General features: G+C 40.9%; 25 protein-coding genes and 1 pseudogene. 5 read left to right on the forward strand and 21 right to left on the reverse strand.

Annotated features, from left to right (window positions below; genetic code table 11):
• Positions 1-73 precede the first annotated feature (73 nt).
• Both NYE72_RS19740 and NYE72_RS19745 read right to left on the reverse strand, forming a co-directional pair.
• Entirely contained in the window at positions 74-541 is a 468-nt protein-coding gene (locus NYE72_RS19740) for a DinB family protein (RefSeq protein ID WP_326047728.1), read from the reverse strand.
• A 60-nt stretch (positions 542-601) separates the two neighbouring features.
• Positions 602-1504, reverse strand: a complete 903-nt coding sequence (locus NYE72_RS19745; RefSeq protein WP_326047730.1) for a LysR family transcriptional regulator — start codon at positions 1502-1504, stop codon at positions 602-604.
• 158 nt (positions 1505-1662) lie between these two features.
• On the opposite strand from NYE72_RS19745, the gene NYE72_RS19750 reads away from it, so the two are divergent.
• Entirely contained in the window at positions 1663-2280 is a 618-nt protein-coding gene (locus NYE72_RS19750) for a histidine phosphatase family protein (RefSeq protein ID WP_076100194.1), read from the forward strand.
• A 63-nt stretch (positions 2281-2343) separates the two neighbouring features.
• Here NYE72_RS19750 and NYE72_RS19755 read toward each other — a convergent pair whose 3' ends face one another.
• From NYE72_RS19755 to NYE72_RS19765, 3 genes are all read right to left on the reverse strand, one after another.
• Complete coding sequence (locus NYE72_RS19755) at positions 2344-2589, reverse strand: hypothetical protein (RefSeq protein ID WP_036688955.1); 246 nt, start codon at positions 2587-2589, stop codon at positions 2344-2346.
• A gap of 696 nt (positions 2590-3285) precedes the next feature.
• Positions 3286-3837, reverse strand: coding sequence for a polymer-forming cytoskeletal protein (locus NYE72_RS19760; protein WP_076100192.1), 552 nt, complete (start codon positions 3835-3837; stop codon positions 3286-3288).
• Between the two features lie 184 nt (positions 3838-4021).
• The gene (locus tag NYE72_RS19765) at positions 4022-5611 is read right to left on the reverse strand and encodes a peptide ABC transporter substrate-binding protein (RefSeq protein WP_051491588.1); all 1590 of its coding nucleotides are present in this window, start codon (positions 5609-5611) and stop codon (positions 4022-4024) included.
• Between the two features lie 201 nt (positions 5612-5812).
• On the opposite strand from NYE72_RS19765, the gene NYE72_RS19770 reads away from it, so the two are divergent.
• Together NYE72_RS19770 and NYE72_RS19775 are read left to right on the forward strand one after the other, a co-directional pair.
• The gene (locus NYE72_RS19770) at positions 5813-6724 is read left to right on the forward strand and encodes a LacI family DNA-binding transcriptional regulator (RefSeq protein WP_326047734.1); all 912 of its coding nucleotides are present in this window, start codon (positions 5813-5815) and stop codon (positions 6722-6724) included.
• A gap of 48 nt (positions 6725-6772) precedes the next feature.
• Complete coding sequence (locus tag NYE72_RS19775) at positions 6773-8038, forward strand: MFS transporter (RefSeq protein ID WP_326047735.1); 1266 nt, start codon at positions 6773-6775, stop codon at positions 8036-8038.
• 23 nt (positions 8039-8061) lie between these two features.
• Here the strand turns inward: NYE72_RS19775 and NYE72_RS19780 are convergent, their stop codons facing one another.
• From NYE72_RS19780 to NYE72_RS19790, 3 genes are all read right to left on the reverse strand, one after another.
• On the reverse strand, positions 8062-8589 hold the full coding sequence (locus NYE72_RS19780; protein ID WP_339210292.1) for a hypothetical protein: 528 nt from the start codon (positions 8587-8589) through the stop codon (positions 8062-8064).
• A gap of 242 nt (positions 8590-8831) precedes the next feature.
• Positions 8832-9512, reverse strand: coding sequence for a phosphotransferase (locus tag NYE72_RS19785; protein WP_339210294.1), 681 nt, complete (start codon positions 9510-9512; stop codon positions 8832-8834).
• On the reverse strand, positions 9428-9829 hold the full coding sequence (locus NYE72_RS19790) for a phosphotransferase (RefSeq protein WP_339210296.1): 402 nt from the start codon (positions 9827-9829) through the stop codon (positions 9428-9430). The genes NYE72_RS19785 and NYE72_RS19790 overlap by 85 nt, the downstream gene beginning before the upstream one ends.
• Positions 9830-9985: 156 nt before the next feature.
• Here NYE72_RS19790 and NYE72_RS19795 point away from each other — a divergent pair, with 156 nt between their 5' ends.
• Entirely contained in the window at positions 9986-11848 is a 1863-nt protein-coding gene (locus tag NYE72_RS19795) for a rhamnogalacturonan lyase (RefSeq protein WP_162164293.1), read from the forward strand.
• Between the two features lie 237 nt (positions 11849-12085).
• On the opposite strand, the gene NYE72_RS19800 is transcribed toward NYE72_RS19795, so the two are convergent.
• From NYE72_RS19800 to NYE72_RS19860, 13 genes are all read right to left on the reverse strand, one after another.
• Complete coding sequence (locus tag NYE72_RS19800) at positions 12086-12850, reverse strand: ABC transporter ATP-binding protein (protein WP_036688966.1); 765 nt, start codon at positions 12848-12850, stop codon at positions 12086-12088.
• Positions 12851-12864: 14 nt separating this feature from the next.
• A complete protein-coding gene (locus tag NYE72_RS19805; RefSeq protein WP_339210298.1) occupies positions 12865-15204 on the reverse strand; it encodes an ABC transporter permease in 2340 nt (779 codons plus the stop codon).
• Positions 15205-15238: 34 nt separating this feature from the next.
• On the reverse strand, positions 15239-16486 hold the full coding sequence (locus tag NYE72_RS19810) for an MFS transporter (RefSeq protein WP_326047738.1): 1248 nt from the start codon (positions 16484-16486) through the stop codon (positions 15239-15241).
• 42 nt (positions 16487-16528) lie between these two features.
• The gene (locus NYE72_RS19815) at positions 16529-17152 is read right to left on the reverse strand and encodes a TetR/AcrR family transcriptional regulator (RefSeq protein WP_038572259.1); all 624 of its coding nucleotides are present in this window, start codon (positions 17150-17152) and stop codon (positions 16529-16531) included.
• A 626-nt stretch (positions 17153-17778) separates the two neighbouring features.
• On the reverse strand, positions 17779-18456 hold the full coding sequence (locus NYE72_RS19820; protein ID WP_051491590.1) for a DUF1266 domain-containing protein: 678 nt from the start codon (positions 18454-18456) through the stop codon (positions 17779-17781).
• Between the two features lie 16 nt (positions 18457-18472).
• Positions 18473-19921: a J domain-containing protein gene (locus NYE72_RS19825; protein WP_339210300.1), complete on the reverse strand. Its 1449-nt coding sequence runs from the start codon at positions 19919-19921 to the stop codon at positions 18473-18475.
• Positions 19918-21618, reverse strand: a complete 1701-nt coding sequence (locus tag NYE72_RS19830; RefSeq protein ID WP_339210302.1) for a molecular chaperone HscC — start codon at positions 21616-21618, stop codon at positions 19918-19920. The genes NYE72_RS19825 and NYE72_RS19830 overlap by 4 nt, the downstream gene beginning before the upstream one ends.
• 218 nt (positions 21619-21836) lie before the next feature.
• Entirely contained in the window at positions 21837-22406 is a 570-nt protein-coding gene (locus NYE72_RS19835; protein ID WP_076141078.1) for a hypothetical protein, read from the reverse strand.
• 85 nt (positions 22407-22491) lie between these two features.
• Positions 22492-22683: a cysteine-rich CWC family protein gene (locus tag NYE72_RS19840; protein ID WP_339212097.1), complete on the reverse strand. Its 192-nt coding sequence runs from the start codon at positions 22681-22683 to the stop codon at positions 22492-22494.
• Between the two features lie 534 nt (positions 22684-23217).
• On the reverse strand, positions 23218-24312 hold the full coding sequence (locus tag NYE72_RS19845) for a hypothetical protein (RefSeq protein ID WP_339210304.1): 1095 nt from the start codon (positions 24310-24312) through the stop codon (positions 23218-23220).
• Positions 24313-24352: 40 nt separating this feature from the next.
• Positions 24353-24571, reverse strand: a complete 219-nt coding sequence (locus NYE72_RS19850; RefSeq protein WP_143758656.1) for a hypothetical protein — start codon at positions 24569-24571, stop codon at positions 24353-24355.
• A 217-nt stretch (positions 24572-24788) separates the two neighbouring features.
• Positions 24789-25232: a hypothetical protein gene (locus NYE72_RS19855; RefSeq protein ID WP_143758655.1), complete on the reverse strand. Its 444-nt coding sequence runs from the start codon at positions 25230-25232 to the stop codon at positions 24789-24791.
• A gap of 51 nt (positions 25233-25283) precedes the next feature.
• Positions 25284-25700 carry a DEAD/DEAH box helicase gene (locus tag NYE72_RS19860; protein WP_076105255.1) on the reverse strand — a complete coding sequence of 139 codons (417 nt, stop codon included), beginning with the start codon at positions 25698-25700 and terminating at the stop codon, positions 25284-25286.
• Between the two features lie 679 nt (positions 25701-26379).
• Between NYE72_RS19860 and NYE72_RS19865 the strand changes: the two are divergent.
• A pseudogene (locus tag NYE72_RS19865) lies at positions 26380-26656 on the forward strand (DUF711 family protein); the annotation flags it as partial.
• Positions 26657-26677: the final 21 nt, after the last annotated feature.

Consider the following 26677-nt stretch of genomic DNA (forward strand, 5'->3'; position numbering starts at 1 on the left):
TACAAATCTTTTTTTTGATCATAAAGCTAACAAAAGATACCAATTATATATCGATATCTTTTGTTATTTGAATTTATTTATCTGCAAAGCGATTTAATAATTTTATTGTATTGAAGTGCATACCTTCATGGTAAAGTGTGAAATTTATGAATTCACCGATTGAATTTAAGGTTAATCCACTTCCTGTTGTAAGAGGGGTTACTTGCTCACTTAAGCGATTGTGAAAAGCTTCCTGGATCCGTTTGGGTTGCTCCGTAAGCATCTCAAGTAAAACTTCAAGCGTTGGCGGTTCCTCATTCCACTCGGCTGGTTTAGTCCCTTTCGCAAATAAGCGTTCAAAGCTTGCCGGCAATTGCATAAGCTCCCTAGCAGAATGAAAGGCAAACTTCTCTTGCACCAAATAAATATGTCCCAAGTTCCAGCGGATATTGTTATTAAAACCTTCTGGAATACTATCTAAAATTCCCTCAGATAGTCCCTCGACAGCACGCACAGTAACACTACGCACAAACTTAATTTGTTTGAATATAATTTGATCCATTATAACCCCTCCTAACTTTTATCCATAGTTTACCATAAGCTTATCTTTAATTTCCTAATATTATTTTAAACTTAATTGTTTCATAACGAACGTAATAAACGACTGCATATAACTTTCTTGAAGTTCCTTCTTTCTGTAGCCCATCCATATCGAATGCTTGGAGACTACATTTTCTACTGCTACATTAGCTAATGTTCCCTGATCAAGATAAGGTTTCGCCAACAAAGCAGATACATAACTAATTCCATAACCGGCAATCACAGCTTGAATAACTTCATTCACTCCATTAAATTGAAGCCCAATCGTTGGCTGCTGTACACTTCTTTCTTCACACAACCGGACAAGCCGCTCTCTGGCTGCACTGCCCTCTTCTCTCATAATAAATGCTTCAGACATCACTTCTTCAAAGCTTACCTGCTGATTGGCATAAGGGTGCTGGGAAGAAACCACGAATACATACTCGTCCCTATATAACTCCCGATGTTCGAACACTCCTGTATTATGCGTAGGAAACTCCATATCACTGTAAATCGCTACGTCTGCTTCAAAATTATTCAATTTTTCCATGACTCCATGAGAATTAGTAGTAGTGATCTGAATGTTAACTTCCGGAAAAGATTGTTTGAATAATGACGCCCACCGGGGAATGAGGATGCTTGTTGCCAAATAATTACCTGCAATCCGCAGATTCCCCTCAGGAAATTTGTGATAGTCTTCAATGATTTGCTGGACTTGATCACCCATGGCAAAAAACTTCTCAAGAGGTTCGATTAACCTTTTTCCTAAAGGGGTGAGCACCATCCTCTTTCCTTTAATTTCAAATAACAAAATATGATTCTCCCGTTCAAACTTACGGATTTGCGCTGATATAGCGGGTTGACTGATATGCAAACGTTCAGAGGCTTTGGTCACACTACCTGTGATCGCAACGTAATAAAACAATTTTAATACATGATAGTTCATCGTGATCTCTTCCTCACTTCATAAAATAATATCTGTATTCGCCGCTTATCCTCAGTCATTTTACTATAACTATACATTATGGATGTTAACTATTATATATTGTTTATTTATATTTATTTCTTTTATACTTACAACTATTCATAAGGGAGGTTTTGTTAATGACAAAGACAGTATTATACTTAACCCGCCACGGGCAAACAGAATGGAATTTACAAAAACGAATGCAAGGGCATCAAAATTCTGCGCTTACAGCCTTGGGCGAACAGCAGGCCGAATGGTTAAGGGATCGTTTGCAAGTAGAAAACTTAGGCGCAATTTATTCTAGTACTAGTCCAAGAGCATTGCATACTGCGCAGATTTTACGGGGAAAGCGGAGTTTACCTATTCAACAGCAAGTTTCTTTAATGGAAATAAACATGGGGAGCTGGGAAGGAATGAATACGGATCAGATACAACTAGAATCCCCTTTACAATATTCCCATTTTTTCACCAGACCCGATCTATATATTCCTCTAACCTCAGGTGAGACTTATAAGCAGCTTGAAGAAAGAGTAGTGCCGACAATGGAGCGCATCATAAACGATAACGTAGGGCTAGAGGTGCTCATCGTCACCCATCGGATGACTTTAAAGGTCATTATGGCTTATTTTCTTAATAAATCATTGCAGGAAATAGGGGAGTTACCGGATATTCTCTCTACTGCATTATGTAAAGTAACCCTAACTGATAACAATACAACCATCGATCTGTATGGAGATACTTCACATTATCAATGACTATGTATTAAAAAAATAAAAAGGTAACTCCGATTAACGGGGCTACCTTTTTAGCGTTCAACATTAAATATCCACACTTTTGATTATAAAACTGCGTACCTTCATCCATTTGCCTGAAATGAATTCATCAATCGTTTTCGTCTTTGGTCTAACGCAAAAACGGTGTTTTGCCCCTTTATCAAAGCCCACAGCTTCAAAAATTAGGCTGTCCCCTATTTGCTCCTTGAAGAACACCTGCTTTAATCCCAACCTATTTAACATTTCAAGCTTTACGCTCTCAATATATGTGCGCGAATACTCCTTAGACATATGTGTTCCTCCTAGTAGTGGTAGTAATATTATAAGTCAATAGGAAGAAAATCAACAATAGTTCATATATTCATCATCCACAAAAAAACAACCAGGCAGCAATTCTCCGTTATTGGAGGTTCGCTGACTGGTGTTTTGGGTCTGTTGTGATTTGCTTGATAGGTTATGAGCTAAGCTTAATCATTCGTAGCTTTCGGATAACCACTCCGTTGTAGCGCACTATCTTGATATATCTGTAAGATAACTGCATTCTATACACTTATTCGATATCCACAAGGGCTAATTCTAACTTTAAGTGTATTCTATACAATTAAAAACTAGAGAAATAGCCTATAGAGTATTAAATCAGGAAAATAGATGTACAAAATACAGCTATTTTCATTGGCCGGGCGTTTTGAGCATTTTAGTTGTACAAAATACAGTTAAAACCATCTACTGTACACTTCAATGTTTCATACTCCATTACTTCATACTCCATTACTTCATACTCCATTACTTCATACTCCAATAATTCACTGCTTCAATACTCCATTACTTGTTACTTCGAAGCCGTTGGCTCTCATATGGTAACTAGATGGGGTGTAGTCCATTATGAGTCAGCCCATTCATTACTGATTCCTTTTGCCTATCCTATCCGGATAATTCTATCTATATAGTTAGTCCTTCTACTTCTACCTAATCGAAATCATCACTAACTTATTTAACTTCAGTTGCCCCAGTCACTTTACCTTCAATCCCTGCAGTTGCTTTCACATCTTCGTTTGCGAAGTAAAGATTTCCATCAATAGTCGAAGTTTCATGCAGATTAAATCCGTTCGCTTCTACATAAACATCACCTTTAATGGTTCCGCCTTGAACTCGTAAATTTTCACTTTGTACAGTTAACTTAGGTACAGTGAGTGTGTAATTGGCAGTAACTTTGTGATCAGCGTCTTGGGCATAAAGAGCAATCTTACGGTAGATGTCGCCGTCTGCGGCCCCTTTATCATGGAATTCGCCTTCAACAACAACATCTTGGGCAATGGTCACATCATTTAGAATGGCAATAATCCAGTTTCCATCTTTACTTACAGCCTTGGTAAACGCATCTGCTTGATTTACGATTGAAGCTGTAGTAACTGCATCCGTTTGCTCTGTAGCTGGAGCCGTAGTAGCCGCTGAATTAGTTGCATTATTATTATTCGCACCACAACCAGACAAGACTGCAACCGAGACGCCTGCTACTAACATCATTTTAAATAACTTCATTTTAAATCCCCCTTGTTTTTGATTATAAATTAATTATATATTAAAATTTTTAATAAACAGGTGAAAATTTTCACAATATTGTGTCGTTATCTGAAGCGGTTTCACAAAGGTGATTAATTCCATACAAAAAGGACACTCCCAATAACTGCGGAAGTATCCTCATAGTCTTTATTACTATAATTTTTTAGATTAAATACCCTCTTGAAAAAGATATGGAACCATCATACTCTACACTTACTTTTTTAATGTTAGGTTTATGCAAAACATCAGCATAAAAATAATACAGCGGAAGGATGACCATTTGGTCAATGAGCATTTTTTCAGCTTTTGCATAAAGCTTGTTTCGTTCGCTAGTGTCTAATGTAAGCCTAGCTTGTTTAATATAACTATCATAAAGTGCACTGCTCCAGCCCGAATCATTATCGCTGCTCCAAGATGTGAAATAATCTAAAAAAGTCGATGGATCGTTATAGTCGGCTGCCCAAGCCGCTTTTGCCATTGTATAATTCAGCTTAAGACGATTATCAAGCAGATCTTCCCAGGGTTGAACCTCAAAGCCTACTGTAATGCCCAGATTTTTGTTCCAGCTGTTAATAACGGCTTCTGCAATTTCTTCATGACCTTCATTTATAATAATCGAAAAACTAGGAAGCTGAGTTAAGCCCTCTTCCTTCAAACCTTCCTGAAGTAATTTCTTAGCCTGTATTACATCCTCTTTGAAATACCGTGTATCAATAATCTCTGATCTAAAATTCAACTTGGAACCACGAATACTCCGAGGAATAAAACCGTAAGCAGGTGTACCATAGCCGATAGATTCTCGGTTAGCTGCCATGGCTAATGCTTTACGTATCTTCAGATTTTTGAAAGGTGCTTTGCTTAGATTGAACTGATAATAATATGTAGAAGCATACGGCAATGCATATAACTCCTGAGGGAATACAGAATTTAAAGAAGCCTTATCTATCAGCTCATCTTTTGCCCCTACCCAGTCAACTTCATTGTTTAAGTAGGCCATAGTTGGCGAAGGTGTTCCAGCTTTAGGCCGAAGTAGATGCACCTCTGAGAAACGAATTTCTTGCGCCGCATAATAGTTTGGATTTTTAATTAGATGAATCGAATTTTCATCCCACTGTTGCAGTTTAAAAGGGCCATTAGTAACCATAGTTTTAATATTGTACGCCCAATTCTTATCTGCTTTCGCGACTTGCGCATTAATTGGCATGTAAATACTTTCCGCGAGAAGCTGCGGGAAATGTGAAGTTTTTTCATTCAAAGTCACTTGGAGTGTATCGTTATTTAACGCTTTCACACCCACTTTCGAAGACTCCTTTAGCTTCCCTTTATGATAATTCTCTGCGTTAGCAATTATGAACATTTTGAATGCATAGCTATTCATAGACTGAGGTGCAAGCGCTTGTTTCCATGCATACTCAAAATCTGAAGCCTTAACCTGCTGCTGATTACTCCATTTTGCGCTCGGCCGCAAGGAGAACGTGTATGTTTTCCCATCCTTGGAGACTGTCCACGACTTGGCTATCCCGGGAACCGCCTCTCCCGCATCATTCAAACGCACCAATCCCTCAAATATCCCTTTAATGACCGTAGTCGTACTACTATCTGTGGAAGAGGCAGGATCTAGATCTACAGGAATATAATCAAAACCAATACGCAACACCTGTTTAGCCTGTACAGCAGATGCAGTGTTCCCTTCACTTACATTTAAACCTATTAGTAATACTAAAACAAAGAGAACATGGAGCAATTTTTTCATCGACACTTCCCCTATTTCTATTATTTTTATTAACTAGAATAACATGGAATCTATTGATTCCGATAGATTAATTTCACCGCAATTCTTCCATTTCTAGAACCTAGCAGGGTCATCTAACTGCACACTCACTTCCCATTGACGCTTTGGGATCAGAATGTTAATCTTTAGAAAATATCACAAGGATAAGGGAGCTATTTACTGGTGAAAAAGACAACCATGAAGGACATCGCACTTCGTGCCAATGTCTCCGTCGCAACAGTGAGCTATGTTCTGAATCGTGTCGGCAACCAAACCATTCCTGAGAAAACGCGCCAGCAGATTCTTCAGCTTGCCGAGGAACTACACTACATACCCAATCTGGCGGCACGTTCACTTGCGAATCAGAAAACAGGATTGGTAGGTGTGCTTGTTAACACCTCAGCCCATACACCACACTGGAAGCTCCATGCCCAGTTCTCATTTATACATGCCTTGGAACAACGGTTAACAAATGCTGGTTACCATACGCTGCTATATTCACTTGATGTTGATCAGCCTTCTTTGGATATTATCGTAGAAAGAAAGCTGGAGGCTGTATTTCTGATCGATGTGCGCGAGGAAGCCTTTTATTCGATCTCCAAGCATTTTGTAGAAGGAATTCCTTTGATTCTGATCGACAGCATGATTGAAGATAAACTCTTTAAGCAGGTCCTTTTCAACTATCGAGCAGCTCTGCAAAAGGTAAAACCACAGGACCTTTCACAGGTATGTTTAATTATGGAGAGCTTCAATAACTCTTTCCTCACCCGCTTTATTCAGGACAGTATTCCATTACCTGAAGAAGCGATATTCACCGTTGTCAATTTGGAGGAATTAAATACATTCTTACAGGAGGGGGGCTATAAAGAGGCCATTGTCATTAATGAGTTTATTGGAAGTTACGTTGAAAAAAACGGGAGGTTCGAACAACTCTCTGTTCTTTGCACCTGCAATTGTCCGGAAATATTAGGCGATGACGTTCATAAATTCATTTTCACAGGGGATAAAGCGGCTACTGCATTTGAACTAATGGACAAATTATTGCATCATTCTGACTACTCCGCACAAAAAAATAATTGTTATTTTGTAGAATAATTTTTTTGGCTATTCACTTAATCGTTTAAGTTGAAGGGAGCATAACTTATGTCTGGTCCTTTATTAGTGAAACAAGTTCCCCCTGCTGTTCAAGCTCATCCCTCTCTTTGGGGAAATCGGAGATTCCTGCTGCTACTCAGTTCGTACTCCATTTCCTTATTCGGTAACACTTTTCATAGTATTGCTTTAAGTTTATGGGTACTGCAAACGACCGGCAGCGCCAAAATGATTGCCATCATCACGATAATCAATTTAGTGCTCAGTTCTTTACTTGGATCGATAGGGGGAACTTTTGCGGATAGGGTCAATCGTCGAACCCTCATGCTGATCACCGATCTGATAAGTTGCGGACTCGTAGTGACACTTGCTTTAGCCATTTCCCTGCCCTCTACATCGTTCATTATAGTCGCTATACTGACGGGTCTTACGACCGTTTCAGCTTTATTCCAGTCCCCGGCATACCAAGCTTCTATCACTACTGTTGTTGGTAAAGAACATCTACAAAAAGCGGTAGGATTGTTGAACTTGTCTGAAAACATCTGCCGTACTATTGGTTATTCAGCCGGTGGTATTTTCGTAGCGAGTTTTGGAGCAGCCGACGCTATTTTATTTGATGGAGCTACATTTTTCCTCTCCTTTCTGCTCGTTTTAGCAGTTCGCTCCCTTCCTTTGCCAACTCAATTAAATAACGCACCCAAGAAAGAACGGAAATTCACACAGGATCTGGTTGATGGAATTCGCTATATTTGGAGGTATCCTTTCGCACGCGCCGTTATGATTATGCTTCCTACCTTAACCTTATTTTTTGTCCCCTCCCTGATGTTGACGCAGGTTATGGCCGTCAAAGTGTGGGATTCCACTCCCTTTCAGTTTGGACTTATTGAAGCCTGTATTCCACTTGGTTATATAATCGGGTCCGGACTGATCTTGCTGCTTGGCTCCAAATTGAAAAACAGAGGTTTCCTTATTATGACTGGACTGCTATGTCTCGGTCCCCTGTACCTCCTGTTATCATTCGTCACTTCCGCTGCGATTGCCATTCCTATCATTCTTGTGATTGGCTTCATGTTCTCATTCTCCACGTTGCTGATTAATACAATCCTTAGGCTGGAAGTTTCAGAAGACATCCAGGGTAGGGTGTTCGGTGTATTAGGTTCTATCATGAGTGTAGCCCCATCCATTGGTCTTACTGCTGTCTCGTTCTTGTCTGATCTCTTCAGCCCTGGTCCTGTCATGGGTTCAATCGGAGTCTTGCTGCTGCTGTTTGCCTTATCAACTATCACTAAATTAAAGGTAATTCGAAACTACAAGTAATTTCAGAATGTATCCTGTGTTCTTTATCGCCCTCTTTTTCTAATAACGCGTCTAAGATAAAGCTCAAACAGTAATAAAACAACCAGAAAAATCAATAACAGGAGACCCGCTATTCCAGTTAGAAACGGAAATAGGAGTGGGAAGAAAATACTAGGATAGGCCTTAGTAACATCTGAATAATACCCCATACCCATAAGGGAGGTACCGGAGAACTCGATTAGCTTGACACCTAAATGATTGATGCTTCTTTGCGCATAGCTGAGAACCTCTTCGTCTACTTCTCCGTTTTGTGCAATCGTGATGATTTTCCATTTTCTGTTTTCCATGGGTTGACTATCATCGGTCAGTCTTTGGACTATACTTACTTGTTCCTCACCAGTTTTTCGGTCCTTTACTGTGAGAATATCTATCCACGAAAAATATCTGCTGCCTCTGTCCCGATTGGATAGCCATATTTCATCAGGGGTGGAGATTTTTTGATCATTTAATAAGAACTGAACTTTGACAATATCACCAGGCGGGGCCTTCTCCTCTTCATCCCATGGAGTCATATCTGCTTTCCTGCCTGTTTTCACGTATATAGTTGAACAATGGGTTAAAAGAAATCGCCAGCAAAAATAGCGAGACGCCAGATATAACTATAAACTTCTTCATAAGTCCTCCTTTTTAACTTACAGTCAGTTTAAACTTTTGGCGTGAACCCCCTTCCGGTCCATCGGGAACATATTCCTGCAAAGGACTAAATCCAAATTTCCGATAAAACTCCCTGGCAGGTTGGCCTGCTAAATGATCCTCACCAAAGGTAGTGACGGTTATCTAAATCTCCCAACCATAATAAACATTGTGGAATAAAATCTGCATAGTTCTGTAATGCATTAATCGTACGGATTACCTCACAAGTACCCAGCTCCCGTTCTGCGTCATCCGAGCTCTCCAGTCCTAGCGAACGTCTGATATTGTAAGCTAACCATTCTAATTTTCCCAAAAAGCAATAGTTAAGCACAACCTGCCAATCCGCATAAATCTTTCCGCCATGCTCCAGATAGCTGCTAATCAAATTTGAGAATGCCTTTTTGCTTAAATCTCCCGATTCAGAACCTGACCAATATAAAGCTACATCTATCAGCTCTAACGTCGGATGAATAGGTCCTGCTGCTTCCCAATCGATTATTATTGGAGCTTGCCGCTCATCCCACAAGACATTCTTGGGGTCTAAATCCCGATGGCTGATAACATAATGATTCGTCAATAGACTCGCTGAAGAATAAATCAATGCCTCCCAATTCTCTATCTTATGCAGGTGATCTGCCAGCAAGCTTGACCATTCTGCACGCTGCTGCTCTCCTTTGAGAGCAAGCTCTTTCCAATTGGCAACTGCAGCATTAGACGCTATAAGCGTTTCAAAGTGATGATCATCCGTTCCCTGTGAGAAATCGATGATGTGGAGCTGCGTAATGCCTTCCCCTGAACCCATGGAAACAATAAATAAAATTGCCCCTCAACCTCGTGCATACTACTGCCATTAGATACGATTGCCGGAACAGCATGGATCCCCTTTTGATAAGCCAGATTCGCAACCATTTCAGAAAAAATATAATTAGACATGGCTGTATCTCGTTGCATAATTTGAGGATTTAAGGCCTTTACTGCGTATTGCGCTTTATCCGTTTGCAGGCGATACATTCTGTGCAAGAGTCCACCTGTTATCGGTTCAGGTTCATTCATCAACAGACCCAGATTATATTTGGCACAAAGTGTTGCGAATTTTAAATTATAGCTCATATTTTCCATGTTATGTATTCCTTTCCGTGTGAGTGAAGCCGTACTCATATAAAATGGTTCAAGTAAATTTAAAACATATTTTTATCTTTATGAAATATTATGTACTGTTCACTATGACATCCTGTGTAACCCTCGTGAACCAAAAATGAAAAGGAGGCTTCGTTAATGAGTAAGCGGTTACATCAATCAGGGTATCTTGTAATCATTTGGTTTTTAGTCTTTACCTTAGGGACGGCAGCTTTTGGCTCTCTTTCCTCTGTGTCGGCAGCAGCTGCCCGGCAAGCGGAAAAGCTAAATCGGGGACTAGTAGCAGTGAAGGTATCCAGCGGTGTATTTGTGAGCTGGCGGCTACTCGGAACAGAAGAACTGTCGGTTTCTTTTAATTTATACCGCAATGGCACAAAAGTAAACGTTACCCCAATCACGGACAGCACGAATTATCAGGATAACGCCGGCACAGCTTCGTCTAGCTATACAGTTCGAGCAATCGTTGGCGGTATTGAGCAATCTGATTCTCCAGCAGCAAATGTATGGGCCAACAATTATTTGGACGTTCCAATTCAGATTCCGGCTGGCGGCACTACGCCAGATGGCGTAAGTTATACCTATAGTGCCAATGATGCCAGCGTGGGTGACTTAGACGGTGACGGGGAATATGAAATCGTATTGAAGTGGGATCCTTCCAATTCCAAAGACAACTCGCAAAGTGGCTATACTGGCAACGTCTATCTGGATGCCTATAAGCTGAATGGAACTCGGCTATGGCGAATTGATCTGGGCAAAAATATTCGGGCTGGCGCGCATTATACTCAATTTCTAGTCTATGATTTCAATGGTGATGGTAAAGCCGAAGTAGTCTGCAAAACAGCAGACGGTACGGTTGACGGAGTTGGCGTAACCATTGGAAACGCAAGTGCAGATTATCGCAATTCCAGTGGATATATCCTGACCGGACCTGAATATCTGAGTGTATTTTCCGGACAAACGGGGAAAGCCTTAACCACAATTGATTATGTTCCTGCCAGAGGAACGGTATCCAGTTGGGGTGACAATTACGGCAATCGAGTAGACCGCTTTTTAGCAGGAGTAGCCTATCTGGATGGAGTACATCCAAGCATCATTATGGCACGTGGTTATTATACACGCACAGTCGTTGTAGCTTTTGACTGGAATGGCAGTGCTTTGACTCGTAAATGGACCTTTGATAGCAATAGCTCCACCAATGCTGGAACCGCCGGTCAAGGTAATCATAGCTTAAGTGTAGCCGATGTGGATAACGATGGTAAGGATGAGATCATTTATGGTGCCTTAACCATTGATAATAACGGTGCGACCTTATACAATACAGGGCTGGGTCATGGAGACGCGCTGCATGTAGGCGATTTAAATCCGAACCGCCCCGGTCTCGAAGTTTTTAAAGTCATGGAAAATACTAGTTCTCCCTATGGCGCTGCGGTATGGGATGCTGCAAACGGGACGGTCTTATGGGGTGTATACACGGGAAAAGATACCGGCCGGGGGATGGCTGCCGATATTGATCCCAATTATCCCGGGGAAGAGGTATGGGCTCACGGCGTTGGCCTATACTCCATTACAGGCACCAAAATAAGCAGCACAATGCCTTCTGTGAATTTTGGAATCTGGTGGGATGGCGACTTGTCCCGCGAACTGCTGGATGGTGTCAAGATTGATAAATGGAACCCTGCAAGCAACTCCGTTACCAATTTATTAACCGGAGCGAGCGTAGCATCCAACAATAGTACCAAAGCAACGCCAAGCCTACAGGCCGACCTGCTTGGAGACTGGCGCGAAGAGGCTATCTGGAGAAAGTCCGATAACTCGGCTCTACGAATCTATACAACTACGAACATCACCACTAATAAAATATATACCTTAATGCATGATCCAGTATATCGGTTGAGCATTGCCTGGCAGAATACAGCTTACAATCAACCTCCGCACACAGGATTTTTCCTAGGCAACGGTATGCCCACTGTGTCTAAACCCAATATCTACGTAGTGCCGTAAGCTTTCTAAAGAATTAGTAAGTGAATAAAAAAGCAATTGCAGTTATCCGGATGTGCCGGGGCAATTGCTTTTTTGTTCGGTTTATATCAGCAATGATCGAGGTGCGTTAATAGTTTTTTTAATTGTTTAATGCCTTCGCATTGAGTGGTTATTATTGCATATAAAATAGGTTTTAGTGCTGGGCAGATATTAAACTGTAAAACGTTGTTTGACATTCGTACAGCGCTAGATCCCCAATCAGAATCCCAGCTTTAATAGCCAGGCCGCAAGCTTCTCCTCCCGCCTTTTCAATTCACCATCTACGCGATTATATTTTCCAAGCCGTTGCTCAGCTGCAATGCTGCCATCTAGCATATATAAGACACGCTCAGCTTGAGCAGCGACTTTGGCATCATGTGTGGCGATTATAAGCGTTGTTCCTGATTGATTAATATCTGCTAATATGTCCATGATTTCACTAGCTGCTTTTGAGTTAAGCGCCCCGGTTGGCTCATCGCCAAACAATATATCTGGCTGATTAATGAGTGCTCTGCAGATTGCTGCTCTTTGCAATTGTCCTCCTGACACCTGTGTAATATCACGTTCAGCCAGCGTAGCAATTCCTGTTTTGTTCATTAACTCGGCTGCTCTTTTATTGATAGTTCTACGGCTGCTGGTTCTCGCCCGATAAGCAGACAGGATGATATTGTCGCGGATATTCAAGTTTTTTAACAGATGCATTTGCTGAAAAATAAAGCCCATATGCTTTAAGCGCAGTCCGGCTAATTCGTTCTCTGAAACTCCGCTGATCTCCTGCCCTTTAAAAATAACACTTCCCGCTGTCAACTTATCCATCCCGCTGATCGTATACAGCAATGTTGATTTTCCTGAACCAGAAGGTCCCATGACAGCTATGAATTCCCCCTGTGACACCTGAAGCTGAACATCCTTTAATATCGACTGCGGAGTTCCTTGCCCTGTTGAATAACTTTTTTTTAACCCCTTCGTCTCTAATATGAACATTCTGCCACCTCCTATCATTCGACAATTAGTTTGGCTATACTGGATTTTCTCATTGAGATCGTGCTTGTTACGGTGGTGAGCGCTACAATCAGCATGAAAAGTAGCGGAAGAATAAGATAGGCTACCGCCGGATTGATTACAAACTGTATCTTAGAAGCACCCATAAAAGAGCCTAGCATTTGAGCAATTTTTTGCCCGAGAGTGTTAGCCGCAAAAGTACCAAGAATGACGCCCAGCCCTGATATTATCAGCATCCTTACCAGATACTGCCTACGAATATCTCCTAACGTAAAGCCAACACTTCTCAAAATAGCGGTTTGCGAAGAATCCTTGGCAAGCAGCATTTTCAAAAATAAAGAGGTAATCAATACCGAAATCGAAAATGCGATAACGATGGATAAGCCTGTAACCAGCTTCAATTGGCGAATTGTATTTCCTAATGTCTGAGCTAAATAGCTTTGCAGATGAGTGATTTTTGCTGGATAAAATAAATTGGTGTACTGATCCATTTTTGCCTGGACGGAAATTCCCGGGTTCACATCCAAAGCTACTACATACCAGAGAACCGTCTTCGGATCATATGGCAATTGCGATTTTGCGGTTCGGCCACCATTAGTTATATCCTGATAGATCCCGCTAACAGTCAATTTTTTTGCCACCACAGCAACCTCTAAAAGAACGGTATCCCCCACCTTTTTATTCAGTTCCTTGGCGTTCAGGTCAGAAAGAGCGATCTCACTTGCACTGCTAGGAGTTCCTCCATTAACATACGAGAGCGGAAAAATAGTAAAGTCACCGGTTTCAACATTTAGCGATTCCCATACACCATCACTACCTAATACCTTAAATCTAGAAGTAATCAGTGGAGATAATTTAGAGATGTCCGGGTCATTTTCAAGCTTGGTTATCATCTCATTAAAACGCTTCTCTATTTGGTTCGATTGCTGCAAATCTATACGAATATCGCTCTGACCGACGCCCATATAAGAAACAAACCGGGGAGACTGAAGGGTATTCAATATATTCACTGGCACTAGAACGATAAACAAACTGATCACAAATACGAAGAACAATAATCCGTACATGGTGAAGCGCCCGTAAACATCTTTTACCCCGAGAAAAGCATTCACGTTAACAAATTTACGCTTACTAAGTGAAAATCTGCTTGTGTTAATCCTTGCTTCACCCCTCGTACCTGACCGTAAAGCTTCTACAACCGTGATGCGATTAAAGCGTCTAAGAATCATCCGGCAAAAGAATACAACAACTCCAAAGATCAAACCTACCGCCAGGACAGGAACAAAATATTGAAGGATACTGGCAGGAGCAACGCCCAAATACAAAGTAATATTGGCTGTAAACAAACGCACCACACCTAAAGATAGTAAATATCCACATACAGAGGCGACGGCTGCCATCACGATATATTTTGCTAAATAAATGCTGCGAATATCTTGCTGCGTGATCCCAATCGCTTTCATGACACCTATCTCTCTGTAATCCTCTTCCAAGGTAGCGATCATCGTAAATCTGAGACATAAAATAGCAATCAGCATCAGCAGAACACTTACCAAAATAATAACAACTGCGATAATCCCATCCGTCAGTGCATTCAGCGTTTTAAATAAAGGATAGTCAATAGAGGGGCCTTTATTGGGCAGATTTGAGGATTGATACTCATTGCGGAAATCATTGAGCTTGGATAGATCCGTAAGCTGAAATTCAATCAGGTATTCAGGTTCACCCAGATTCTGTCTCAGCGCTATGAAGTCAGCAGTATTTACGACAAATCGTTTGGAGCTGACCATGGCTGGATTCATTTGGACATCCCTTACAAAATCAGTAATCACAAACTTTTTATCGAACTGTTCACCTAGAATGCTAACTACGTCGCCGATTTTCAAATTCTTTTGCTTCATATAATAAATGGGGACAGCGATTTCTCCTGCCGATACCTCAATCACCTTGTTCTCTAAATTCAGCAGCAAATCAAACGAAGGATTCTGCTCTACAAAGCCGATATCCATCACGCTGTTTGCTTCCGAGCCTTGGTTACTGCCTAGATAAACGTTAGATCCATCCAAGTTAAGCATCTCTACGATTTGTTGATCTTTCACCAGTGGATTAGTAGCTGTAAAGCTCTCGATTGCTGAGCTGTCGATTTGTCCTGCGTGCATCTGCACGAAATGAGGGGCTTTGGATTTAATCAATAGCTGATTCAAGGACCCCGACAATTCCATAATCACTTGCGACGCAGAAGCAACAAGCAAAGCCGATAACATGATAAACACAAATAATCCGAAGGTAATGATTTTATTGCGTTGAAGGTCTCTTTTTACAATTCGTAGCAGCATTGACGGGCCTTCTCCTCTCTAATACAGAATTCAATTATCCACGTTCAAGGTTACGGATTGATTTCATTCGGGGGATCACAAATGCCATAATAATGATGAGCAAACCAGAGATGATAAATAATAAGCCGATTCCCCGTCCTTCCCCTGTGCCTATCACCTTACCTACTGATGAAGTAAGCAGACCTCCCTCTCGTAAAAGAGGATTAAACACTTGATCAGCCAATATGCCAGCAAAAGCATACGCAGCCACATAACCAAGTTGTGATAAAATGCCAATGATCCCCCATGCCCGCCCCTGTGTGTCATTTGGGATATGGTTGCGAATCATAACGTCAGCACTGGTATTAACAAAAGGCAACGTTGCAAAAAATAAAAAGCCAGCAGCTGTAATAAAAGCAACATTCGTGGTCAGTCCCACCAAAGAAAAAAACAGTCCGGCGAATCCTAGGCCGAGCGCTAATACTTTGATATATTTACGATCGATGCTAAAAACTCCAATAATCAGACTGCCGAGCAACATCCCTATAGCACTTACAGACAATACCGTGCCTAGAGTTTTCGTATCCGTAAAGGGTAGAAGCATAGGCGTATATAAGGTTTGGAGAAAACCCACATAAAAAGTAACGACAGACAAAATGATCGTAAGCTGCAGTACACCTTTCGTGTAAATAAGAGCATCCCAGCCCTCCTTCAAATCTTTTACAAACGACTGATTCGTTGGGACTCTGTGTTCAGTCTGTAGATTCCTGCGAACAGCCATCACTGCAAGAACTGTAACTAGAAAGGTTGAGATATCTATAAGCAGGATAGTTGTTATATCCATAAAGCTAAGCAAAATCCCGGCAAGGATAGGGGAAAGAAGATATTTTGAGGACGCAGCAAGCTGAACTAAACCACTGGCCTTGGCAAATTGCTTCTCTGTTAATAAATCTGTAATGGTAGCCTTGTAGGCAGGTTCAAGCAAGGATACAAAAATCGAACTAAACGTCACGCCTAGACAAATCTGCCATAAATGAGGTTCACCCAGCAGCATGATGATGAGAACATATACTAGTCCAAAAGCAGATAACAAATCCCCTGCTATCATCATCAATCGACGATCAAACCGATCCGCTAACACGCCGCCAAAAGGACTAAGCACAATGGAAGGGAGAAAAGCACATAAGGTTAAAAGTGCCACGCTAGAGGCAGTCTGCGTCATCTGGAACACATAAACCCCTAAGGTGAAAGCCGTCAACCCGCTGCCAATACTGGATATCCACTCCCCCATCCAAATGATCATAAAATTACCGAAGGATTTGTTGTTCAGAATATTCCCTCTCCCCTACTCAAACATTTGAAACACATAGTCGAAGCTACCTTTCTCCGCCCCTAGCGTAATTTCCATCGTATAGATAAAAGCTCTTATCTTCTGGATGATTTCCTCAGGCTGCCACTTGAATATACCTTCATCAAAAAGAAATTGAGAGGTGATCAATAGAAATTCCATCGTCTCCCGGGGATACGGATTGTGAAACAGTCCCTCCTCTATGCCCTGCTCAATGACCTCCGTCAAAACAGGAGTTAGCCGCAAAATGGTTTCCACCAAGCTTTTCTGGTGCAGCTGTGCATTATCAGCCTGATGGAACTGCTCAATCATTTGGCTTTTTCTGTCCGTATCCGGCTTTTGCGCCATAATGATTTGCAGCAGCTTTTCATGAACGGTCAGCTTAGGATCTGCAGCAATTTGCTTAGCGGTTGCTACACCAACATCAATAAATCGCAGCACTACAGCATCCATGACCTCTTCCTTCGATTTAAAATAATAGTAGAAGGTTCCCTTCGCAATACCTATAGCCTGCAAGACATCATTCACTGTCGTTTTGGTATACCCTTTCGTAAAAAACAGCATTTCTGCTGTATCCAATATTTCATTTCTACGTTCTTCCGCTTCTTTGGAAATTCTCATCTGAAACGTCCTCCATTCTATCGACCGACCGTCGGTCTATTCCAATTATATACAAATATCAGATCCTGTCAAGATTAATCCGGCATCACAAAAAAGAGAGAATTCCAAAAGCTACGTTATGGCAGCTGGAACTCCCTCTTTTTTGGATAAACTGTTGGGTTTTACTGTTGGGTTTTACTGCTGGGTTTTAGTCTTACTGTTTACTGTTTACTGTTTGGTCTTATTGTTTATTGTTGGATTTTACTGTTTGGTTTTACTGTTTGGTCTTACTGCTGCGTTTTACTTTTAGCTTGCTCTTTGATCTGATCCGTTGAGCGAAACCTTTGCTCGTGTTGTAACACTAAACTTCGTTTGCTTATATCACATTTACACTTACGACATAGCCTATCGGACACAGCTGACCTTATATGCGGCATTATCCCCCATTTGGAATCCTAACGGACCGCATAGCCACTATTGACATGAAAAACACCACAAAAGACCCCTTCCTCAAGGAATAGCTGCACTGGAGTCCGAAAACCGGCTCAAAGGGCTATAAATTTGCAAATAGCGTCCTTTGGGTCCTTAAGCTACACGGGATAGGTATTCTATAGGTATTCAATAGGTATTAATTACCTAAGTACGGACTAAGTGGCTTCCGGCTGCAGATTTTGCCCCCAAACGGCTTCCCTGTATAGAATGCTGCTATTTCGCATGAGCTTCTGCAATCCCGTCTCAAAAAGATTATCTAATCCGCCGGATTGTACTAATGAAAATTTGCTGCCCAAGGAATAGGCTATATAATAATCCGCCCAACTGCTATAACGTTCTTGTAGCTGCCTTGCTGCTTCTATTTTGTATTCCCAGGCTTCTTCCTTCTTCAAATAATCCTCAACATAACCAATCCGGCTCAGATAAATTACCCAAGCTAACCCAAAAGCAGAAATGTCACCAGAAGGCAACTGATGTATTCCTTGTGCAACAACCTTCAGATTAACAAAATCCTCATGATCCTTATGTGCCTCAAGATATTTACTGCGTGAGGTTTCGGAAAGTGTGGCTAAACGAGCATGTAAAGATCTATATTCTGCACGGTTGCCATCTTCTAAAAGCCAGCGAATTTGGCGATGAAAGGAGTTAGCATCCTCGATATTCCATCTTTCACAAGCATTTTTGATTAATCCTCTTTTGAAGAAGACATTACTGAAATCAAACTCATAAACCACATAGTATCTCCCTAAGAGACCACGTATGCAGGTAGAGGAAAGACAGCGGAAATACATTTCCAATCGTTTTCTTTGCTTAACATTGTATTCCTTCAGCATGTAGAGCCTCCTGATATTAGTTCGAGAATAAGTATGCTGTTTTGCAAATGTTCCTGATTTTCCATAGAATAATAAGAATGAACACCGCATTGACAAGCGGGGGAAGCTCAGAAACTGAAAAATAACATATGGTATATACCAAAATATAGAACCAGCTTAATTTCAGGAAAACCAATAGATAGAATAATATAGGCCCTATAATGTTCTTTCCAATGGTTACTAGCGAAGAGATACGAAGACGTTGTGGATACAGTTTTTTGTTCTTCAACATGTACTTATTCGCAAGATAACGAAAATGAACGAACTCGTCTTTTTTAGGCTCATTTGTCTCCGTTTGTGTAAGAGCTTCCTCAATTTGAGAACGTGCAATCTTACATTCCAGAATTAAACATTGCACATTTCTATTTCCAGCATCCTCCTGCAACAGATATTCACAATCCTTCATCGCTTCCTCATAACGCTGCAAATAGTAGAGAAGCCGCCCTCTTAATAAGTAACCGTCTCTTTCGTTAGGCCACATAGTGGTTACTTGGTTTAAACACACCAGCGCTTCCATATAATCAGCAGTATCCAGACAATACTTAGCTCGCATTAATTGCAGATCCGGATCATTCTGAAACAGCTTATTTGCTTCGTCGAGCAGTTGACCAGCTTCAGTATGTTTATCCTCCATCAGCATGAATTGAGCGGATCGCCTCAAATTTAGATAGTGTTCTATGTCAAACTCAAGAGACGCCTGCAAAAGGAAACACTCATAACGCATCTCCAAACTTCCGTCGACCTGCCCTAGTATGTACTCGACTAACTTATTATCATAACGTTGAAGAAATATTTCCTTGTCCTCACGAAAATGAAAAAATGAATCCAAAGCCTCCCATACGGCATGAGGCAAATTCCGATGCTGATCAAGGAACAACATAAGCTTATCCCTTAGCCGATCACGATGCTCTATACTCCACATGAAATCTTCATTCAAAAGTGAATGCCACGAAGCTTGTTTAATCCGGCGCGAGAAATCCGCATACAGTTCCCTAATTTGTCTGTCAAAAATATCTGCTGGCTGTTCTTGAAGATCAGCATCAAGTTGGATGGGAAGAGGGCGAAACAGCGCCCACTCGTTTTCATGAGGTATAGAAGGTGCCCCTTCTGCTTTTTCCTCGCCTTCTTCCTCCTCAGCTTCATCTACTCGTATTACTTTTTCTGCTTGTATCACCATTTCTTCTATTTCTTTTGATATTGCTTCCGCTATTTCTTTCTTATCCTCACCTACAAATGAAGGGACAGTGCTTGCTATACGCTGCCCGGAGCGGGCCCATTTCACAGCTGTATCATAAGCTTCTCTAAGCTGCTGGTATCCTTCAGGGTCATCTTCGGGGTGATGCGATTTCAGTTTTTTGGCATAGGCCTTTTTGATGATAGCTAGTTCATCTGTGGGTTCAATCTCCAACATACTCCAGATTGTCATGTGAAGTATGACCACCCTTCAATTTCCGCCAATTGCTCATTGAAAGCTTGTGCCGCTTTTTCAATCACTTTCTCGTTCTGAGTATATAAAGCATCTTCGAATACTTTCAGACACTGTGCGATAAACTTCCGTTGGTCCCCAAGCACCTCTTCATATAAACGCTCACCTCTAGCAAGCAGAAGCCTGTTCTCGGTACGCTCACGCGGATGAATTTTGATACTCCGCAGTTCCAGTAAACGAGCTTCAATTTGCTTTTTCGTCATTGCACCAGCATTTTGCTCGATGATCATCTGATGCTTCTGACCTGTTGAAACTGTTGTAACCTCCACCTCAAGAATCCCATTCACATCATATGTATATCTGACATCAATACTTTCTTCTCCCCGAGGTGCTTGCGGAATCTGAAACTCCATTTCTCCCAGGAAAAGATTATTTTCAACGCGAGGACTCTCCCCCTGATACACATCCACACTTATGATCTTCTGATTATCTGCAGCTGTATATAGACGTTCTACCCGGCTAACAGGAATCGGAGTATTACGTTCAATGATCGGAAAGTAATGTCCAGATGACGTTTGTCCACTTGAACCTCTACGCAGAACACTGGTCCCTAATGTATAGGGGCAAACGTCCGTCAAAATCATTTCGTCCAGCGCTTGATTACGCTGCTTCAGGGCCACCTGAACCGCAGCTCCAAGTGCGACGGTCTCATCTGGGCTGATATTCGCATAAGGCATTTTCCCGAACATACGGCTGATAATTTGCTTAATCAGAGGCATTTTAGTCGCACCCCCAATCATCACAATCCCATCCAGATCGGAAGGCTGTAAAGAAGCATCCCGCAATGCTCTTTCTATCGGCTGCCTTAGACGTATTAGTAACGGTTGCACCAATTGCTCAAGCTCTAAGCGATCTATAGTCAGCACGTATTCTTCCTCTTTAATAACTATCCGCATAGTCGCAGCAGACTCTGTACCAAGAATTCGTTTACTCTGCTCTGCCTGCTTATACAACATCGACCTCGTTATTGGTGTTAACGATTCCGCGTCCAGCTTATTCTTTTGGATAAAATAGGCCACTAGTATCTCCGTGAAATCTTCCCCGCCTAGATAGTTATCTCCGGCAATCGACTTAACATCCATTACCCCTTCGAAAAGCTCCAGAATTGACACATCAAAGGTTCCTCCACCCAGATCAAAAACAAGAAATGAAGTCTCCTGATTCTGATGCAGACCATAAGCGAGTGCTGCCGCCGTAGGTTCACTAATAAGCCGTTCTACTTGTAAACCAGCCAGCTCAGCCGCTTTCTTAGTTGCTTTCCGCTGAACATCATTGAAATAAGCCGGAACACTGATTATAGCTTTCGTTACGGACTCACCTAGATGATTTTCCGCGTCCTCTTTCAGTGACCGCAGAACAAAAGAAGATAACTCTTCAGGAGTAAAAGTCATCGAACCTAGCGTATATTTCTTTGCTGATCCCATAAAGCGCTTAAAAGTCGAGGCGGTTAACTGTGGATGTGTAATCAGTCGTTCCTGTGCGATTCTTCCAACTAATACTTCTCCCCCTGCATCTACACTAACAATCGAGGGTGTTACATGCTCCCCGAGTACATTGGGAATAATTACAGCCTGACTGCCGTCCCAATAAGCAGCAAGACTATAGGTCGTTCCTAAATCAATTCCGATTGTTCTCACTACTATGTCCACTCCTTTTATATACAATAATATACAAAGAAAAGAGTCCAAGAATCGAAATGTCACTAATTCAACATATTTACATCCAGAGCATAATAATGAAATTGCACTTCTGCAATAGATATAAAAAAGGTATCTCAAAAGCCACACTGGCTAATGGGATACCTTCATTTTTTGGTGGAGGATATTTTTCTGTACATCATCTATAAAAAACAGTCTCATTCGCTCTTTGGACGTCCTAACATCTGATCTATCTTCTCTTTTGCACCTTCCCATGAGGTCAATAATGGAAAAGCATATTGTTCACGGGCCCGCAAATTCCATGGATGCGGAATACAAAGCACTTTTCTTCCCCCCTGCAATGCCGGAACCAGGTTATGCACCCCGTCATCGATCAATAGATCGTAGTTAATAAGATTTTTTCGCTTACAGGTAAAGAAATTTTCAATCGGAATAAACGGCATATGCTTCTGCAGCCAGTTCCATTTTTCCACCACCGACTGGGGTTGGGCTGCCGTAACAATAATTACATCATAAGCGTTATGCAACTTCTCCATTTCTCCTACGACATGTTCGTCAAACAGTTCAAGCTCTTCATACAGACCGGGCCGCCCATAGAAAATCTCTTGTGTACAATCCGGATGACGTAAATGATCCGTATTCCAATCAAGCATTTCCTCATACCGCAGCAGATGCGTGGGAAAATCATTATTATTATGGTATATGGCTCGCTTCACTAGATGGCAAATTGTATCATCCATATCTACTGCAATTATTGGCTTCCTCATCTGCGCCTCCATTATTTTTTTAGATTACACTTTAATTATATACAATGAAAATACGGTTTTCGTCGAGAGTTAATTAAAATCCCGGTTAATGTTTATTAAATGCTTCTACGCATTTTTGGCAGATACAAGCTTTCCCTCTCAGTTCTTCCGGGATCTGTTCTTGCAATTCGAGTGGAATTTCTGTATGGAAACACCAACATTCACCGCTTTCAGCGCCACAATGATTCAATTCTTTACATAAAGGACAATGGCGTTCTTCAACCAGTATGTTCATCATATCCAAAATTTCTACTCCCCCAAAAATCACAAACTATTTTTCTTTGGAAAACCATATTAATAAAAAAATCCAACAAATGACAATACGTCAGTAAGTAAAACAAATACCCCCCCGAATAGGTTTCCGCCATAACTACTTCTGAAGATCCCTAGTTTAGCATAAGCCCAATTTCTCTATTATTCCTAGACTTGTGAACTCGGTTCACTTGCATTAAGATAGTGAACATTACGAACTCAAATGGGAGAATAACAGATGAATGATAAGAAGATGAGCTTTTTAGAGTGGGTTCGGGAAAGAAACAGTCTCGTATTTATCCGCTTCAAACCCCCACTGCAATATTTTCATGTGTACCTCCAACAGTATTATTTCACTCTTCCAAGTGCTATCTTTCCTTCTATTAAATCTTTTCTTATTTCATGCAAAGCTTTAACTCCTTCATTCGTAAGTGCGACCTGATTATAGTTTAATCCAACACCCATCCTTTGCCTATCATCCAGAAGGGATGCAAATCAGTGGTCGTTAGTATCTCTTCACCTATATGGATATTCCAGTATCTGGATTATTGGACCAGACCATATCACCAACTTGAACCTGTTCAATCGGCTTGGCACCTTCTTGGTTATTCACCAGTGTGCCAGGTGAGAAGCAATTACACGGGTTGAATTTATAGATTTGCCTGAATATCCGTGCTACAAGAATAAGTTTCTGTCCACGAACAAGATATAAAATGGAGTTGAGTCCATCAGGACCCGCCCCAAGGATTTTAATAATATTTCCTGTTAGATCATAGTGAAAACAAGGTGGGTCGTCAGAATTAATGCATACTTTTACTTCGTTGTCTATTAATTTTTTGATTGGATATTTATCCCACGACGGATATACTTCTAAGCTTATATTAGAAGCTGGACATAGAGTAAGTAATATTTTTTTATCTGCCAACCATTCTAATAACTTTTCGTCCTCTACAGCACGAACACCATGATCTATTCTATCAAATGGTATCGATTGGATGGCATCCCAAATACCTTCTGGACCAACTTCTTCACCAACATGACCCGTAATAAAGAATCCATTTTCTTTTGCAACAGTAAAAGCCTCAGCTTGCCGATGAGCCGGATGTCCAAGTTCTTGCATATCCATTCCCACAGCAATCAATGAAATCATATCTCTGTACTTCACTAACTCTTGAATATATTTACAGTTATCCTTAACTTGAGATGTTCTATCGAGGTTTGCAATGAAACGTATATCAATATTATTAAACTTTTGTTTTGCTAATTTTAAGCCTTTAGCAAAGCCATTCATAACAGTTTTTAGTGGAATTCCTCTACGTCCATAGCAAGCTGTGTAACCAAACATTGCTTCACGATAAATAATATTTTGTTCTACCATTTCACGAGCACACTCAAAGACCATGTCAGCGAAGTCATTTTCTGTTTGAATTGAAGAGATCGCTGTTAACATCACAGTAATAAATTCATTAGCAATAATTCTCAGAATACTATTTCGCTTTAATCCAAATATTTTTTCTTTTTCTGGCCAGGTTAAATTATCCATATTTCTATTTGAAAGAATCTCAAAAGCCCTTATGAAATAAGTTCTCTCTATTAATTCTTTGCTTGAATTCAAACCGTATTCACAACTACAGTCAGGACAAAGAAAATACTGTTTAGAATGCAGCAAGTGTGATAAGTACGCCCTGCAGAAGACGAAGCAAGGATGTTGGGAGTACTCTTGATACTAAAAGTGAATTAGGTTCATCGATATCTGGATGAAGAGAACTAACCACAATTACAGCGACTACGGGTACTGTTATTTTATAATCGGCTAACCCTAAAATCGAAATAGTAACTCCGGTACTTATGGCTAAGTGAGCTCTTCCCATCATAAGAATCAATAACCTTTCTTTAGCAAGGTAGTATGTGAATGATATCCACTAATTTTCTTGAATATTGACACTTTGGGAGACTACGAATGACTCTTCCCCCATATCTCTTGGTTAAGATCCTGTTATCTAGAATGATAAAAGCGCCTTGGCACTTCATGGATCGATTTAAACGCCCAATCCTTGCTGAAGCTTTACCATCATTTTAGGGAACATATAATCAAAGAAACTGCTGCGCTTGGCTTAGAGTAGCACAAACCTCGGAAATTTCAATCTTGGTTGTCATAAGCTTGAAGGCAAGTAATCCTCCTTGATCATCTCTCATCTTCTTTCCTACTTGAGCGTACACTTCATCAATTTGCTGGTGAAAAGTTTGACGAAGCTGAGCAAGCTCGATTTGATTTCCATGATCGAGTTCCGAAAATGCACTTCGTTTGAAGATTGCTTCAAATAAAATTTCAAAACGGTTGATATCTACTTTCTTTTCGAAGACATTGCAGCATACATCCTCTATTTCATGTGCTTCGTCAAAAATGACGGCATCATATGCTGGAAGAGTACCATTCCCCGTCTTCATTCTCATTTTTAGATCATTAAAGAAGTAAGCGAAATTTGTGACAATTATATGGGAGGTATACATCTTTCCTTTCAGGTCTTCTAACATGCAGTTGCTTGGTTTAGTATTGGCTGGACAATTGGAAGCACTAATCTTTTTTCACACATTGTCTTCAACATCGAATCCTAGAGCCGCACGATCCCCAACCCGTTCTTGTTTCACCATCTTTGAAATTTCACGTACAAGTTTAGCTTCAGAATCATTACTGCGTAACTTTTCTTGCCAGTGAGCTTCTAATTTTGTATTACAAATATAATGATCTTTTTCTTTGACATGTTGGAACTTAAGTGATAACTTCTCCATCTTAAGAATGTTAACTACTCTTGGCAGCTCCACATTAACGATTTGATTCATTAAAGGGATCGTATGCGTACAGACAATAACTGTTTTCTTATTAACGACAGCCCATCGAGCTGCAGGAGTTAAATATCCAAGTGATTTACCAGTCCCGGTGCCGGCTTCGCAGATTAAATGCTGTGAATTTTCTAAAGATTCGCCAACCTTTTTCGTAATCATTATTTGGGGGGCTCGTGGGATATATCCATTTACTAACTTAGACAAATGCCCTTGAGCCCCGAAAGCCCGTTCAATAAATAATATATTGTAAATGCCTTTGTAGGAAGCTTGATAAATAAAATCTATGCTATCACTCTCATACTTATTTATTCATCTAAAATTTTGGAAGCATCTGATTCGTAAAAGTATTCAATGTAATGTCCTCTTGTTCCCTCCACTTCCAGGTTTCCCAAAATAAAATTCGAGATAACTCTCGGGTTTGCTAATAGGATCAAAATCCCGATCACTAATATCTTCCACGATGGATTAGGCAACCCTCTAGCTTTTCTACTGACGGGTGGTCAAGTTATTCTTTTCCAGCGATTGAATTGCTTCAGGAGTTAGATATTATTGGAAGTCACATTCTTGGCGACAAAGCCTATGGCTCAGAAGCGATTCGGAACTGGATTACGACTAAACAGGCCACTTACACCATTCCACCTAAAACGAATAGTCAACATCCATGGAAGGTCGATTGGTATCGGTAGAAAGAACTCCACTTGGTTGAATGCTTTTTCAATAAAATCAAACACTTTCGCCGTGTGGCCACTCGTTACGATAAGTTGACTAAGTCATTCCTCGCGTTTATATACATAGCTTCCATTTTTAAATTGACTCAATGATAGTTTTCAGACACGCCCTAAATGACAATATTAAAAAAAGTGGCGTAATGGCCTCCTCCTATGTAGGTGGGCTTAATAGTAGAGCCTTTATTCCGTTCCATGAAGATCACGGCATGATTAAAGCGGCTCAGCGGGGTACCCTTACACTAGAGAAGCTGGAATCTATGACCTTTGGTCGAATTTGGCAGCCTGCTCGGATATGCACCAGTTATAGCAGTAAACGGCTTCAACTGCGCGAACTTCGTTAATCGTGGCGGACGAATCCCAGCTCCAATTCATAGCTTTAAGAATTAATTGAAACCTCAAACAGCAAGT

Origin of the sequence: Paenibacillus sp. FSL L8-0333 (genome assembly GCF_037965665.1) — a bacterium.
GTDB lineage: Bacteria > Bacillota > Bacilli > Paenibacillales > Paenibacillaceae > Paenibacillus_AQ > Paenibacillus_AQ odorifer.

Coding starts and splice junctions, on each gene's coding strand:
- NYE72_RS19815 (WP_038572259.1), bottom strand. CDS start 17,152: ATGAGAATTTCCAAAGAAGCGGAAGAACGTAGAAATGAAATATTGGAT.
- NYE72_RS19850 (WP_143758656.1), bottom strand. CDS start 24,571: ATGATGGGAAGAGCTCACTTAGCCATAAGTACCGGAGTTACTATTTCG.
- NYE72_RS19780 (WP_339210292.1), bottom strand. CDS start 8,589: ATGACTCCATGGGATGAAGAGGAGAAGGCCCCGCCTGGTGATATTGTC.
- NYE72_RS19835 (WP_076141078.1), bottom strand. CDS start 22,406: ATGAGGAAGCCAATAATTGCAGTAGATATGGATGATACAATTTGCCAT.
- NYE72_RS19745 (WP_326047730.1), bottom strand. CDS start 1,504: ATGAACTATCATGTATTAAAATTGTTTTATTACGTTGCGATCACAGGT.
- NYE72_RS19800 (WP_036688966.1), bottom strand. CDS start 12,850: ATGTTCATATTAGAGACGAAGGGGTTAAAAAAAAGTTATTCAACAGGG.
- NYE72_RS19860 (WP_076105255.1), bottom strand. CDS start 25,700: ATGATTACGAAAAAGGTTGGCGAATCTTTAGAAAATTCACAGCATTTA.
- NYE72_RS19855 (WP_143758655.1), bottom strand. CDS start 25,232: ATGTTAGAAGACCTGAAAGGAAAGATGTATACCTCCCATATAATTGTC.
- NYE72_RS19795 (WP_162164293.1), top strand. CDS start 9,986: ATGAGTAAGCGGTTACATCAATCAGGGTATCTTGTAATCATTTGGTTT.
- NYE72_RS19785 (WP_339210294.1), bottom strand. CDS start 9,512: ATGGGTTCAGGGGAAGGCATTACGCAGCTCCACATCATCGATTTCTCA.
- NYE72_RS19775 (WP_326047735.1), top strand. CDS start 6,773: ATGTCTGGTCCTTTATTAGTGAAACAAGTTCCCCCTGCTGTTCAAGCT.
- NYE72_RS19750 (WP_076100194.1), top strand. CDS start 1,663: ATGACAAAGACAGTATTATACTTAACCCGCCACGGGCAAACAGAATGG.
- NYE72_RS19790 (WP_339210296.1), bottom strand. CDS start 9,829: ATGGAAAATATGAGCTATAATTTAAAATTCGCAACACTTTGTGCCAAA.
- NYE72_RS19805 (WP_339210298.1), bottom strand. CDS start 15,204: ATGCTGCTACGAATTGTAAAAAGAGACCTTCAACGCAATAAAATCATT.
- NYE72_RS19765 (WP_051491588.1), bottom strand. CDS start 5,611: ATGAAAAAATTGCTCCATGTTCTCTTTGTTTTAGTATTACTAATAGGT.
- NYE72_RS19760 (WP_076100192.1), bottom strand. CDS start 3,837: ATGAAGTTATTTAAAATGATGTTAGTAGCAGGCGTCTCGGTTGCAGTC.
- NYE72_RS19825 (WP_339210300.1), bottom strand. CDS start 19,921: ATGACAATCTGGAGTATGTTGGAGATTGAACCCACAGATGAACTAGCT.
- NYE72_RS19840 (WP_339212097.1), bottom strand. CDS start 22,683: ATGATGAACATACTGGTTGAAGAACGCCATTGTCCTTTATGTAAAGAA.
- NYE72_RS19755 (WP_036688955.1), bottom strand. CDS start 2,589: ATGTCTAAGGAGTATTCGCGCACATATATTGAGAGCGTAAAGCTTGAA.
- NYE72_RS19820 (WP_051491590.1), bottom strand. CDS start 18,456: ATGCTGAAGGAATACAATGTTAAGCAAAGAAAACGATTGGAAATGTAT.
- NYE72_RS19810 (WP_326047738.1), bottom strand. CDS start 16,486: ATGATCATTTGGATGGGGGAGTGGATATCCAGTATTGGCAGCGGGTTG.
- NYE72_RS19740 (WP_326047728.1), bottom strand. CDS start 541: ATGGATCAAATTATATTCAAACAAATTAAGTTTGTGCGTAGTGTTACT.